The 13572-nt window shown below is 66.2% G+C and carries 12 protein-coding genes; 8 read left to right on the top strand and 4 right to left on the bottom strand.

All coding sequences use genetic code 11. The features are described 5' to 3' along the window. Positions 1-27: 27 nt before the first annotated feature. Positions 28-1407 carry an exodeoxyribonuclease VII large subunit gene (gene xseA, locus FHS96_RS21715; RefSeq protein WP_429596733.1) on the bottom strand — a complete coding sequence of 460 codons (1380 nt, stop codon included), beginning with the start codon at positions 1405-1407 and terminating at the stop codon, positions 28-30. Between xseA and purD the strand changes: the two genes are divergently transcribed. From purD to FHS96_RS21735, 4 genes are all read left to right on the top strand, one after another. Then, positions 1406-2689: a phosphoribosylamine--glycine ligase gene (purD, locus tag FHS96_RS21720; protein WP_429596735.1), complete on the top strand. Its 1284-nt coding sequence runs from the start codon at positions 1406-1408 to the stop codon at positions 2687-2689. The two genes, xseA and purD, sit on opposite strands and share 2 nt — an antisense overlap. Before the next feature lie 81 nt (positions 2690-2770). Continuing rightward, a complete protein-coding gene (locus FHS96_RS21725; RefSeq protein WP_429596738.1) occupies positions 2771-4438 on the top strand; it encodes a vWA domain-containing protein in 1668 nt (555 codons plus the stop codon). 103 nt (positions 4439-4541) lie between these two features. Next, positions 4542-4832, top strand: coding sequence for a hypothetical protein (locus tag FHS96_RS21730; protein WP_429596741.1), 291 nt, complete (start codon positions 4542-4544; stop codon positions 4830-4832). A 6-nt stretch (positions 4833-4838) separates the two neighbouring features. Then, positions 4839-6317, top strand: coding sequence for a hypothetical protein (locus FHS96_RS21735; protein ID WP_429596744.1), 1479 nt, complete (start codon positions 4839-4841; stop codon positions 6315-6317). Between the two features lie 297 nt (positions 6318-6614). On the opposite strand, the gene FHS96_RS21740 is transcribed toward FHS96_RS21735, so the two are convergent. Together FHS96_RS21740 and FHS96_RS21745 are read right to left on the bottom strand one after the other, a co-directional pair. After that, on the bottom strand, positions 6615-7211 hold the full coding sequence (locus FHS96_RS21740) for a winged helix DNA-binding protein (RefSeq protein ID WP_429596747.1): 597 nt from the start codon (positions 7209-7211) through the stop codon (positions 6615-6617). A gap of 355 nt (positions 7212-7566) precedes the next feature. Continuing rightward, a complete protein-coding gene (locus FHS96_RS21745) occupies positions 7567-8340 on the bottom strand; it encodes a 2OG-Fe(II) oxygenase (RefSeq protein WP_429596749.1) in 774 nt (257 codons plus the stop codon). Positions 8341-8412: 72 nt separating this feature from the next. Here FHS96_RS21745 and FHS96_RS21750 point away from each other — a divergent pair, with 72 nt between their 5' ends. From FHS96_RS21750 to FHS96_RS21765, 4 genes are read left to right on the top strand one after another with little or no spacing between them, the layout of a single operon-like run. Then, positions 8413-8688: a hypothetical protein gene (locus FHS96_RS21750; protein WP_429596752.1), complete on the top strand. Its 276-nt coding sequence runs from the start codon at positions 8413-8415 to the stop codon at positions 8686-8688. Positions 8689-8703: 15 nt separating this feature from the next. Beyond that, positions 8704-9657 carry an aspartyl/asparaginyl beta-hydroxylase domain-containing protein gene (locus tag FHS96_RS21755; RefSeq protein ID WP_429596755.1) on the top strand — a complete coding sequence of 318 codons (954 nt, stop codon included), beginning with the start codon at positions 8704-8706 and terminating at the stop codon, positions 9655-9657. 18 nt (positions 9658-9675) lie between these two features. Next, positions 9676-10299, top strand: coding sequence for a sulfotransferase family 2 domain-containing protein (locus FHS96_RS21760; RefSeq protein ID WP_429596758.1), 624 nt, complete (start codon positions 9676-9678; stop codon positions 10297-10299). 10 nt (positions 10300-10309) lie between these two features. Further along, entirely contained in the window at positions 10310-10912 is a 603-nt protein-coding gene (locus tag FHS96_RS21765) for an aspartyl/asparaginyl beta-hydroxylase domain-containing protein (RefSeq protein WP_429596761.1), read from the top strand. A gap of 47 nt (positions 10913-10959) precedes the next feature. Here FHS96_RS21765 and clpB read toward each other — a convergent pair whose 3' ends face one another. Continuing rightward, entirely contained in the window at positions 10960-13539 is a 2580-nt protein-coding gene (gene clpB, locus FHS96_RS21770) for an ATP-dependent chaperone ClpB (RefSeq protein WP_429596763.1), read from the bottom strand. Positions 13540-13572 lie beyond the last annotated feature (33 nt).

A 13572-nucleotide genomic window follows, 5' to 3' on the forward strand; every position in this document is an offset into this window, starting at 1 on the left:
GAACAATCCCATTGAACCGGTGTCGCGCTAGAGCAGCTTGGGCTGCCGGTCTCCCTGCGGAACATAGGCGCCCCCCCCCGGCCGCTCAACCTTCGCGTCGACGGGGCCGTCAGCGAAGTGCAGCACGAGCGCGCCCGCGGCGCGCGCGTCGGTGGAATCCTTGACCACCGCACCGCCCACCCGGCGAGTGACGAACACATAGCCGCGCTCCAGCGGCTTTTCCGGGTTGAGCGACTGGACGAGCCGCCAAGTCGCGTTCAGCCGCTCCCGCGCGCGATCGAGCCGCTGGTCGAGCATCGCCGGCCGCAGCGCGCCCGATGCGCGTGCCAGCTCGCCGCGCGCATCCGCCAATCGCCGGCCGAGCCCGCGCCGCAGCCGGTCCCCCAGATCGTCGACGCGCTGGCGTTGCGGTTGGAGCAGCCGGTCGGGCGTCGGCAACAACCGGGCGAGCGCGGTCAGCCGTTCCTGCCCGCGCTGGTGATAGCGGCGCGCGCATCGTTCGGAGCGAAGCCCCATCTCGCGCAACTGCTGGCGCAGGTCGGCGCGCACCGGCACCGCGATCTCGGCGGCGGCGGTCGGCGTCGGCGCACGGACGTCGGCGGCATGATCGCACAAGGTGGTGTCGGTCTCATGGCCGACCGCCGAGATCGTCGGGATCGAACAGGCGGCCACCGCACGGACGACGACCTCCTCGTTGAACGCCCAGAGATCCTCGATCGAGCCGCCGCCGCGCGCGACGATGACGAGGTCGGGACGCGGCACCGGCCCGCCCGGTTGGATCGCATCGAAGCCACGCACGGCCGCCGCCACCTGCGCTGCGGCGCCCTCGCCCTGCACCTGCACCGGCCACACCAGCACGCGCGTCGGGCAGCGATCCTCCAGCCGGTGAAGGATGTCGCGGATCACGGCGCCGGTCGGCGAGGTGACGACGCCGATCACCTTTGGCAGGAAAGGCAAGGGGCGCTTGCGCTCGCGGTCGAACAGTCCCTCGGCCGCCAGCTTCGCCTTCAGCTTTTCCAGAAGCGCCATCAGCGCGCCTTCGCCGGCCAATTCCATGCGATCGATGATGATCTGATATTTGGAGCGACCCGGATAGGTGGTCAGCCGCCCGCTGGCGATCACCTCCACGCCGTCCTGCGGCGAGAAAGCAAGCCCGCTGGCGCTGCCCTTCCAGATCACCGCGTCGATTACCGCACGGTCATCCTTCAGCGCCAGATAGGCATGGCCGGAGGCCGCGCGCTTCCACCCCGAAATCTCGCCGCGCAGACGAACATGGCCGAACCGATCCTCGACGACGCGCTTCAGACTTTGCGAGAGTTCACTGACGCTGAGCGGCGCTGCGTTGTCGCCCGGCGGTACGTCGGCTAACAGCCGCCCGGTTTCGTCGGGAAAAAAGGGGTCGACCATGAATGTCCTGCTGCTTGGGTCGGGCGGGCGCGAACATGCGCTGGCCTGGCGGCTCACGCAATCGCCGCTGCTCGATACGCTGTTCGCCGCGCCGGGCAACCCCGGCCTCGCCGACCATGCGACGATCGTCTCCCTCGAGCCGACCGATGGGGCGGCGGTGACCGCCTTCTGCGCCGAGCATGACATCGGCCTCGTCATCGTCGGGCCGGAAGCGCCGCTGGTCGCGGGCGTGGCGGACGATCTGCGCGCCGCCGGCGTCGCGGTGTTCGGCCCCGGCAAGGCGGCAGCACAGCTTGAAGGGTCGAAGGGTTTCACAAAGGGTTTGTGCGACCGTGCCAACATCCCGACCGCCGGCTATGCGCGCGCCGCCACGCTGGACGAGGCACTGGCAGCGCTGCCGCAGTTCGGGCTGCCAGTGGTGGTGAAGGCCGATGGCCTCGCGGCCGGCAAGGGCGTGATCATCGCCACCACCGCCGAGGAGGCGGAGGAGGCATGCCACACCATCTTCGGCGGCGCCTTCGGCGAGGCCGGCGCCGAGGTGGTCATCGAGGAATTCCTCGAAGGCGAGGAGATCAGCTTCTTCGCGCTGACCGACGGCATTTCCGCGCTGCGCTTCGGTTCGGCGCAGGATCACAAGCGGGTGGGTGACGGCGATGTCGGTCCCAACACCGGCGGCATGGGCGCCTATAGCCCGGCGCGGGTGCTGACGCCCGAGATCGAGGCGCAGGTGATGGCCGAGATCATCGAGCCGACCGTGCGGACGATGGCGGCGGAAGGCACGCCCTGCGGCGGCGTGCTGTTCGCCGGGCTGATGCTGACCGCGAGCGGCCCCAAGCTGATCGAATATAATGTCCGCTTCGGCGATCCCGAATGCCAGGTACTGATGATGCGCTTCGATGGCGATCTGCTGGTGCTGCTGCGCGCTGTCGCCGAGGGTCGCCTGGCGGGTGCCGAGGCGCCGCGGATGATCGCCGATGCGGCACTGACCGTGGTGATGGCCGCCAATGGCTATCCCGGCACGCCTGCGAAGGGCGGCACGATCGAGGGCATCGCCGCCGCCGAGGCGGATGGCGCCAAGGTGTTCCATGCCGGCACTGCGCTCTACGGCGGCGCGCTGACCGCGAGCGGCGGTCGCGTGCTCGCGGTGACCGCGACCGGCGGCACCGTGGCCGAGGCGCAGGCGGCCGCCTATCGCGCTGTCGATGCGATCGATTTCCCGACCGGTTTCTGCCGCCGCGACATCGGCTGGCGTGAGGTCGCGCGCGAGCGCGAGGACGGCTGATCGCGTCTTCCCCGGCCAGTTCATCCATAATTCAGTGCGCTTCGTACCTCATGTGACATCGTCACATGAGGGAGTGCCGGGATGATTGGGGATACGAAGCACAGCCTTTCCCTTGCTGCCGCCTGGGCGCTGCTGCTGGCCGGCTGCGCGGCCACGCCGAGCGATCCCGCGGCGGAAGCTCCACCACCACCTCCGCCGGCTGAACCCTTAGCGATGCCGCCCACGCCCGCTCCTCCGCCGCCCTCCGGCCGGACCCGCGAGAGCGACAGTTTCGCGGCGCACGGAACGCGACTGCTGGTGCGGCGGCCAATCCCGATGCCTCGCCCACAGCCGCGCGAACGCTATGACGGCAAGGCGGTCGCCGCGATCGCCAGCGTCGCCGACGCACCGGTTTCGACCTTCTCGGTGGATGTCGACACCGGCGCCTATTCGAACGCGCGTCGCTTCCTCAACGCCGGCCGGCTGCCGCCCGTGGACGCGGTGCGCACCGAGGAGATGATCAACTATTTCCGCTATGATTATGCCCGGCCGGCGGACCGCAACACGCCCTTTTCCGTCACCACCGACCTTTCGACGACGCCGTGGAACCCGAACACCCGGCTGCTGCGGATCGGCATTCGCGGCTATGATATCGCGCGCGATCAGCGGCCGGCGGCCAACCTTGTCTTCCTCGTCGATGTCTCGGGATCGATGAACAGCCCGGACAAGCTGCCGCTGGTACAGGCGGCGCTCGGCATGGTTGCCGACAAGGTGACGGCACGCGACCGCGTGTCGATCGTCGTTTATGCGGGCGCGGCGGGCGTCGTGCTGGAGCCGACCAGTGATCCAGCGAAGATCCGCGGGGCGCTCGCCCGGCTGCAGGCCGGCGGATCGACCGCGGGCGGTGCCGGCATCCAACTTGCTTATGCCACCGCGCGGGCCAATCGCATCGAAGGCGGCATCAACCGCGTGATCCTGGCGACCGATGGCGACTTCAACGTCGGCGTTTCGAGCACGAAGGAGCTTGAGGATCTCGTCAAACGCAACCGCGACGACGGCATCACGTTGACCGCGCTCGGCTTCGGCCAAGGCAATTACAACGAGGCCGGCATGGAGCGCATGGCCGATGTCGGCAACGGCAATTATGCCTATATCGACAGCGCCAGCGAGGCACAGAAGGTGCTCGACGACGAACTGGCCTCCACGCTCTTCACCATCGCCAAGGATGTGAAGGTGCAGGTGGAGTTCAATCCCGCGCAGGTCAGCGAATATCGTCTGATCGGCTATGAAAATCGCGCGCTGGCGGAAGAGGATTTCGCCAATGACGCGGTCGATGCGGGAGATATCGGCGCGGGCCATCAGGTCACGGCGCTTTACGAGATCGTCCCCGCTGGTGCCCCCGGCTGGTTGCCCGAGCGCCGCTATGGAGGCAATCGCCCCGCTGCTGCGGCAGGCACGGGCAGCGAACTGGCCTTCGTCAAGCTGCGCTACAAACGGCCGGCTGCCAGCGACTCGACATTGATCGAGCGCGCGGTGCCTGCCAGACTCGTCGCTGGTGCGCGCGCGCCGCGTGGCGACATGGCGTTCGCGGTGGCGGTGGCTGCGTTCGGCCAGCGGCTGCGCGACGACAAATATCTCGGCAGCTTCAGCTTCGCAGACATTCGCGCGCTCGCCGGGCCGCAGAGCAATTATTGGCGGCAGGAATTCCTGCGGCTCACCAGCCTCGCTGAAACGCAGGCGCAACCTGGCGCTGGCGCCGGCGCGCGGTGATGCAAGAGGGCGCCCGCACCGTGGTGCGGGCGCCCCTCTCGCGACGATCGACCAAGGTCGACAGCGCTTAGTTCGGCGCCTGACGCGCCTGGCGCGCACGGGCTTGTGCTTCGGCACGGGCCTGCTGCGCCTGTGCCCGTGCCTGCTGAGCCTGTTCCGCCCGGGCCTGTTGCTGGGCGCGCTGCTGCTCGGCGCGCGCCTGCTGCGCCTGTTCGGCACGCGCTTGCTGCTGCGCACGCTGTTGTTCTGCGCGAGCCTGCTGTTGGGCGCGCTGCTGCTCGGCACGCGCCTGCTGTGCCTGTTCAGAACGTGCCTGCTGTTGCGCGCGTTGCTGTTCGGCACGCGCCTGTTGCTGCGCCCGGGCGCGTTCCTGCGCCTGCTCGCGCGCGGCTGAGGCGCGTTGCTCCGCCTGGGCGCGAGCCGCCTGCTGGCGCTGCTCGGTCGCCTGGCGTCGCGCAGCGGCTTGCGACTCCGCCTGCTGACGCTGGCGCTGTTCCGTCGCGGCAGCGCGCTGCTGCTGTTGTTGCTGCTGACGCTGCTGGGCCGCGTCGCGACGCTGTGCCGCTGCGCGTTCGCGCTGCTGCTGCTGAGCCTGACGGCTGGCCTCGGCGCGTTGCGCCTGCTGCTGACGCTGCGCTTCGGCACGCTGGCGGACCTGCGCCTCGCGCTGGGCCTGCTGACGTTCGACCTGTGTCTGGCGTTGCGCCTGCTGTCGTTGGCGGAGTTGCTCCTGCCGTTGCGCCTGCTGGCGTTCGACCTGCGCCTGCCGCTGCGCTTGCTGGCGATCCTGCTGCGTATCCCGACGTTGCTGTTGCTGCGCCTGACGCGCTTCGGCCTGCCGCTGGCGCTGCTCGGCAGCACGCTGCGCCTGCACCGCCTGGGTACGATCACGCTGCTGCTCGCGAATGGCGTCGCGCCGGCCGGCCAGCGCCTCGCGCTGTTGCCGCTCTGCATTCCGCCGCTGCTCAGCAACCTGCTGCTGGCGTCGCTCGATCAAGAGCCGCTGGCGTTCGGCATAGCGCCGTTCCTGCTCGGCGCGGCGTTCGATCAGCGCGTTGTTGCGGTCGTCGCGCGCCGCCGCAGCGATCAGCGTCGGCCGGTCACCGCGGAAATCGCGCGCCGCCCATGCATCATAACGCCGTGCCTCGGCCTGACGGAGCACGCGCTCGTCGCGCCAATGGCGGTCGATGCGGTCGGCCCGCGCCGCATGATAGCGTTGCCACGCCGCATTCTCGCGACGAGTCTGCTGCCAGCGCCGACGGTCCTCTGCCAGCGTCCGGCGGCGCTCCGCCCAGCGTCCCGCATAGACGCCGCGACGCTCGCGCTGGCGCGACAGGCGATAGAGGTCGCGCCCGCGCGCATAATAGCGCCCGGCATAGTCGTTGCGCGGCCACCGATCATAGGGAAGCACCTGCCCATAGCTGTCATAGACCGCAACCAGGCGACCATCGTCATAGCCATAGCTATAATCATCATCCCGCACGAGATAGGGTTCGTCCGCACCGGCCTCATAGAAATAGCCGCGATAACCGTCGTCGACCGGTTCGGCAAAATAGACCGAGTCGTCACTGCCCTCCCACGCCCAAGGTTCGACATCGCTCGAGTCATCATAGGCATAGTCAGGCGGGGCATCGCCGATCGCATCGACGAATGCGGTGGCTCGATCGATATAGCCATAGCTGTCGCCTGCGTCCGCGACCCGACCATGCGCGATCGGCTGCGCTGGAGCCGGCAGCGCCTCAGCGGCGGGCGCGGCGACAAGCGGCGCCGGCGGCGTGCCTGCCTCGAGCGGCAGCGACTTGGGCAACGCCGGCAACGACTCGTTGGCCAGCGCGAGCTGATCTTCGATCGTTGCCGGCTCCTTGTTGCAGCCGGCTAGCGAAAGTGCCGCCGCGACTGCGACGGACAGCGCGACGGTTGCGCGCAAATGGTGACGGAGCCTCGACATTGGCAACCAATCCCTCCAGTTCGCCCCCACTCCCCAAGTCTTTGGGACAAGAATGTAGAGCGTTGGTCGCACAACGCCGCTGAACGGATTGTGGCTCCGTCATTCATCCGGGGTTCTGCCGCGTGGTAGGAGGCGGAGGGTAAGTGAGCGCTGCCTGGCCGAGGCTCTGCCCCAAGCCGCGCTTAAACAGAAATGGAGGTCAGCAGGCCGGTTGCGCCGGCCCGCGTCTCAGGCGCGGCCGCCTGCGATCACCGCTTGCAGCATTGCCGCATCGAGTTGGATCGCGGCTGGCTCGCCTTGCACGGGCTGGACTTCGGTGGGATGCGGCCGCGTGCGTTCGATGCCGACCGCGGCATCCTGCATGCGGGCAAGCAACGCCGACATCCGCTCGATCGCCGTGTCGGTCGCACGGATGAAGGCGCGCCGATGATCCTCGGGGTCGGGCGTCCGCTCGACGAGGCCGAGTTGATCGAGATGCTCGATATGGCGCAGCGCCGTCGAATTGGGCACGCCCGAGGCGTAACACAGGCTTGATACCGAGACCTGCCGGCCTTGATGTGCCGCCGCGAGCAGGTCGAGCATCATGTCCCACGCCGGATCGCGAAATATGTCGGCACCGATAGCGTCGTTGCGCCGGCTGCGCACGGCCAGCATTCCCGCCGCGAAATCGGCGATCGAGCGCCGTCGCGGCGCAGCCTCAGCCTGCATGAGTGCTGCTTCGATGAGATTGACCGCTTCCGCCGAACCCACGTTATGACGTGCCGCCAATGTGCTGGCCAGCTTCATCAGCCTTGAGCAATCCTGCGGCGACAGGATGGTCTGCATCCCCATTAATCCAGGTCCCTTCCTACGTTACCTTTTTTTTCACGGTAACATCGTTATCCACCAAGGCTCGCGCGCCGATCCTATTAAAAAAGTTAAGCCGAGGAAGATTTATCTCGATTCCGTTGTTCGACTCGAAACCGGCTACGACAACGTCGGAAAGCGTGGCGGTATCCACCATGTCATCTTCGACGATACGCACCGCGGCTTTTCCGCAAACTGCGAAGTCAATTTAACACAGATCAGGGGAAAGGAAAGAGCGTCTTTTACCTGAGATGATACGTGCGCTGATCTCATCGCGGCAGTAAAATACCCAGATTCAACTATCAGAGATGTTGATAGCGAAATCCCACTGCGATCAATCGCTTAGACCGGGATGTTCACGGAACCATCCAGTTACGGCCAATCGGGGTTCGGAGGCGGAGGGTGTAACATAGCTGACGCTGTGCAGCGCAGGCACCGCAAACAGGCGTAACGCGCCGAGCGCCGGCACAAAGCCTTCGTCAATATTGCCGTCATCGCGATGGAACATCAGCAACCCGCCCCATTCGGCGCGCCAGCCGGGGCTTAACCCCAGTACGTATGCGGCATGGCGATGCTTGCCGGAGACGTCGTCATCGTGCCGCGTCAGGAAGTCCCCAGGTGAATAGGCCGTGGCTTGCCCATCGGCAAAAGCAACGCGGTCCTCACCCAGGATGGCGCGAACCACCGCTAGCACCGGTGGCGATCCCATAAAAGCGACGAAAGAATCGAGCATCGTCGTGCCACGATTTTCTGATGCATCGGGTACACGAATGGTCTCGTACCGATATTGGAAACCATCGCGCGCTGCGACCGCAATGCGTGAATCGAGTTCGCGCCGCTGCGCCTCGGTAAACTGGGCGACACCGGCGCGCGGAAATTCATAGACGGCAACGCCGGCATTAAGAACCAGCCGCCAGTCGGCCCGTGCCTGCAAATGCGCGCGCAACGCCTGTGCGTCGGCCGGCGCGATGAAATCGACGATCTCCACGCGACCGGTCCGGCGAAACGCTGCTTGCAACGCAATGATATCAAGGTTCGGCGAGACGGTGAAACGATGTCCCGATCCGTCTTGCGGCATCGTCATGCGGGGCTGCTTCTCTTCTGCCATCATCGTTATGCGGCGCCGTTGATACAGCAGCAACGCATGGTTAGAAACCGATCAATATTCTCGGAGTATGGCATGATTCTTCTCGTCCGTTCGATGCACCTCGGCTTCACGGTCGCTGCACTGATCGCTGCAACACCCACACTTGCTCAAGCTCCCGCCGATTCCACGGCCGCAGGCGAGAAGCGCGTCTGCAAGACGCGGCCGCAGACCGGCACGCGCTTCAAGAAGCAGACCTGCCGCACCGCCGCCGAATGGGAGAAGATCGCCGAAGACAGCCGCCGTGCCGCAGCAGAGCAGATCAACCGCGGCATCGTCGAGACACGCAGCGGCGATGGCAACCCGGGCTGAAGGCCACCGCCCGACATGCGTCTCAACCGACCCCTGCTCCGGCTGCCGCGCCGCTATTGCGCCGAAACGCTCGCCGCCGAAATCGCCGCACTGCCGCGCGCAGCGTGGCTACCGCATCCGGGCCGCCTAGCCGGCAATGATGCGGTACCGCTGATCACGCCCGGCGGCCAGATGGTCAATGGTTTCGCTGGCCCGATGGCGCCGACCGAAGCATTGCTCGCCTGCCCCTATATCATGGAGGTGATGGCGGATCTCGGCGCTGTCTGGGGGCGCAGCCGACTGATGGGGCTCGCGGCCGCGGCCGAAGTGCCGGAGCATGTCGATGTCGGCTATTACTGGCGAACGCATGTGCGTGTGCACGTGCCGATCATTACCAGCCCGGCAGTGTCTTTCTCCTGCGCAGGCGAGACCGTTCACATGGCGGCGGGCGAATGCTGGGTGTTTGACACTTTCCAGATGCACTGCGTGCGCAACGGCGGCGACGACAAGCGCGTCCATCTGGTGCTTGATACGGTGGGCGGTGAAACATTGTGGGACCTGGTTGCCGAAGCACAGACGAGTGCCCCCCCGGAAGTGCGCTTCGTAAAGCCTGGGACGTTATCTGCGGCGCCACTGGCCTTCGAACAGCATAACCTCCCGCACATCATGTCGGGCTGGGAGGTGCGCAGCCATATCGACTATCTTGTCCGGCAGGCCCCCGCCAGTGCTGAGCTCGACGCGATATCTGCTCGGCTCGATCGTTTCGCCCATGGCTGGATGGCCGCATGGGCGCAACATGGCGGGAGCGACGCGGGCATTGCCGAATTTCGTCGGCTGATCGATGATGTGCGCAAGGAATTGAAGGCGTTGCGGGCCTCGACCATCGTTCTGCCTAACCTCGTGCCGCTCGATCGGGCGCTTGCCGAACTCGTCTTTCAGGTTGCAGTGCCAGCAGTTCCACCTTCGATTGCCCTTGCCGCGCATCGTTGAATCCCGCAGCCTGAGCCAATGATCGTTTCCCATCGCCACCGCTTCATCTTCGTTGCCGTGCCCAAGACCGGAACCCATTCGGTGCGCCATGCGCTGCGCGCGCACATGGGCCCAGATGATATCGAGCAGGCGCGGCTATTCGTTGAGAAACAGTTCCCCTTTCCTGAACTGGCGCGCGTCGGCCATGGTCATTTGAGCTTCGAGGAGGTGCGCCCCTTCATCGGTGATGAGGCGTTCGCGCGATATCTGAAGTTCGCTTTCGTCCGCAATCCGTTCGACCGCTTCATCTCCTACTGCGCCTTCGCGACCAGCAAACAGGGCAGCTTCGACCGCGATCCGCAAGGCGTGATGCGCCACTTCCTGTTCGTGGCGCCGCCCCATCACCACATGGTGTTCCGCCCGCAACACAGCTTCCTCGTCGACCCCAACGGCAACCTTCAGGCGGACATGTTGGGCAAGGTGGAGGAGATGCAGGCGAGCTATGATGGCATTTGCGGCCGTTTGAGCATTCCGACCACTACGCTCGGGCGGGAGAATAGTTCGCGTCGCGGCGACTATCGCGCTTATTATGACCAGGAACTGATCGATGGCGTCGCCGCGCTCTACGCGCGCGACCTCGAACTGTTCGGCTATGATTTCTAGGGAGGGCGCGATGTTTCCCAATCCGCGCAAGACCGCTTCGATCCGCCGGCTCGGCGGCGTCGACGCCGCCGCGCTCACCGCTGCGGTGCTCGCCATCCCCGAGGCGCTGTGGGACGCCGAAAATGCCGACAAGCCCAACCGCTTCGAGGCGCTGGACGTCACCCGTCATATCGTCTTCCGCTTCGTCTCGGGCTATCGCGACTGGCGTCAATCCTATGATCGCCCGCTCTGGGCGGAATGGCGCGCCCTGCTCGAACCCGTACTGGCACAGGCGACCGCGGCCTATGGCTATGTCCGTGGCGGGTATCCGCGGGTGATGCTCGCCCGGATGCGCGCCGGTGGCATCATCCAGCCGCATCGGGATGCCAATCCTGCTGCGAAATGGCCGCACAAGATCCATGTGCCACTGCTGACCAACCAGGATGTCCGCTTCACCGTCGATGGCGCGCATTTCCATCTGCCCGAGGGAGAAGCCGCCGAGGTCAACAATATGGGCTTTCATTCGGTGGAGAATCGGGGGACCACCGATCGCATCCACCTGATCTTCGAATATTATGATCTCGACCAGCCGGCGCCCGACTGGGTCGACGCTTCGGCGCGCGCATCCGCATAGAAAAAGGGCGGCGCGAGCCCGTCACGCCGCCCCTTCGGGTTTAGCCTTTACTCCGGCGACAGCATCAAAGCGCCGTCACCTTCGTCAACCTGCACCGCGCCGCCGTCCCGCACGTCGCCGCGCAGGATGAGGTCGGCGAGCGGGTCCTGCAGATATTTCTGCACCGCCCGCTTCAGCGGTCGCGCGCCATAGACCGGATCATATCCGACCCGGCCCAGCCAGGCGCGGGCGGCGTCGGTCAGGTCGAGGCGGATCTTGCGATCCTTGAGCAGCTTGCCGACGCGCGCCACCTGGATGTCGACGATCGGGCCCATATGGTCCGCCGCGAGCCGGTGGAAGAGAATGATCTCGTCCAGCCGGTTGAGGAATTCGGGGCGGAAATGCGCCCGCACCACCTCCATCACCTGCGGCTCGACACTGTCCGCGCTCGCGCCGTCCGGCAGGTTCGCAAGATACTGGCTGCCGAGATTCGACGTCAGCACGATCAAGGTGTTCGAGAAGTCGACCGTGCGGCCCTGGCCATCGGTAAGGCGGCCATCGTCGAGCACCTGCAGCAGCACGTTGAAGACGTCACCATGCGCCTTCTCGACCTCGTCGAACAGCACGACCTGATAGGGCCGCCGCCGCACGGCCTCGGTCAGCACGCCGCCTTCCTCATAGCCGACATAGCCCGGCGGGGCACCGATCAACCGCGCAACCGCATGCTTCTCCATGAACTCGCTCATGTCGATGCGCACCATCGCGCTGTCATCGTCGAACAGGAAGCCGGCGAGCGCCTTGGTCAGTTCCGTCTTGCCGACACCCGTCGGCCCGAGGAACAGGAAGCTGCCGAGCGGCCGGTTGGGATCCTGCAGGCCGGCGCGGGCACGCCGCACTGCACGGCTGACCGCGGAGACCGCGTCGGCCTGGCCGATCACGCGCTTGCCGAGCATCTGCTCCATCGCCAGCAGCTTCTCGCGCTCGCCCTCCAGCATCTTGTCGACGGGGATGCCGGTCCAGCGGCTGACCACCGAGGCGATGTCCTCAGCGGTCACCTCCTCGCGCAGCATCGCGCCGGCCGCGGCGTTTTCCGCCTCGGCAAGCTGGCGCTCCAAACCGGGAATCACGCCGTAGCTGAGTTCCCCGGCCTTGCCGAGATCGCCCTGCCGCTGCGCCTGTTCGAGCTGGACGCGCGCGGCGTCGAGTTGCTCCTTGAGCTTGGCCTCGGCGTTGATCTTCTCCTTTTCCGCCTGCCAGCGGGTGGTGATTTCGGCCGACTGCTGCTCCAGATTGGCAAGTTCGCCTTCAAGGGTTGCGAGGCGATCGCGCGAGGCGTCGTCGCTTTCCTTCTTCAGCGCTTCCCGCTCGATCTTGAGCTGGATGATGCGGCGATCGAGATTCTCGATCTCCTCGGGCTTGGATTCGACCTCCATGCGCAGGCGGCTCGCCGCCTCGTCCATCAGGTCGATCGCCTTGTCCGGCAGGAAGCGATCGGTGATGTAGCGGTTGGAGAGCGTGGCGGCGGAAACCAGCGCGCCATCGGTGATCCGCACGCCATGGTGCAGCTCATATTTTTCCTTCAGCCCGCGCAGGATCGAGATCGTATCCTCGACCGTCGGCTCGCCGACGAACACCGGCTGGAACCGCCGCTGCAGCGCCGGATCCTTTTCGACATGCTTGCGATACTCATCGAGCGTGGTCGCGCCGATGCAATGCAGTTCGCCCCGCGCCAGCGCGGGCTTGAGCAGGTTGCTGGCATCCATCGCGCCCTCGGACTTGCCCGCGCCAACCAGCGTGTGCATCTCGTCGATGAACAGGATGATGTCGCCCTCGCCAGCTTTCACCTCGTCGAGCACGCCTTTCAGCCGTTCCTCGAACTCACCGCGATATTTCGCGCCGGCGATCAGGCTGCCCATATCGAGCGCCATCAAGGTGCGGTCCTTGAGGCCGTCGGGCACGTCGCCATTGGCGATGCGCAGCGCCAGCCCTTCCGCGATGGCGGTCTTGCCGACGCCGGGTTCGCCGATCAGCACCGGGTTGTTCTTGGTGCGCCGGGCGAGGATCTGGATGGTGCGGCGGATCTCCTCGTCGCGACCGATGACCGGATCGAGCTTGCCGTCGCGCGCCGCCTCGGTGAGGTCGCGCGCGAACTTCTTGAGCGCGTCATAGCGATCCTCCGCGCCCGCGGTGTCGGCGGTGCGGCCCTTGCGGATCTGGTTGATCGCCGCGTTCAGCGCCTCGGGCTTCATGCCCGCGGCAGCCAGCGCCTTGCCGGCGGTGCTGGTGGAAGCCAGCGCCAGCGCGAGCAGCAGCCGCTCGACGGTGACGAAGGAGTCGCCCGCCTTCTGCGCGATCTGTTCGGCCTGATCGAGCACGCGGACGAGATCATTGTCGAGCCCCGGCGTCGACTGCGCGCCGCTGCCGGAGACGGAGGGCACGCGCGCCAGTGCGGCGTCGGTCTCACGCAGCGCGGTTTCGGGCAAACCGCCCGCTGCGCGGATCAAGCCGGATGCCATGCCCTGCTCATCTTCAAGCAGCGCCTTCAATAGATGTTCGGGGCTGATCCGCTGATGGCTCATGCGGATCGCCACGGTCTGTGCGGACTGAAGGAACCCCTTCGCCCGGTCGGTAAATTTCTCGAGGTTCATCATGCCTCCCTTCGGTTAGGCGAGATGTAGTGT

Source organism: Sphingomonas zeicaulis (genome assembly GCF_050433225.1).
In the GTDB taxonomy this organism is placed as follows: Bacteria; Pseudomonadota; Alphaproteobacteria; order Sphingomonadales; family Sphingomonadaceae; genus Sphingomonas_D; species Sphingomonas_D zeicaulis.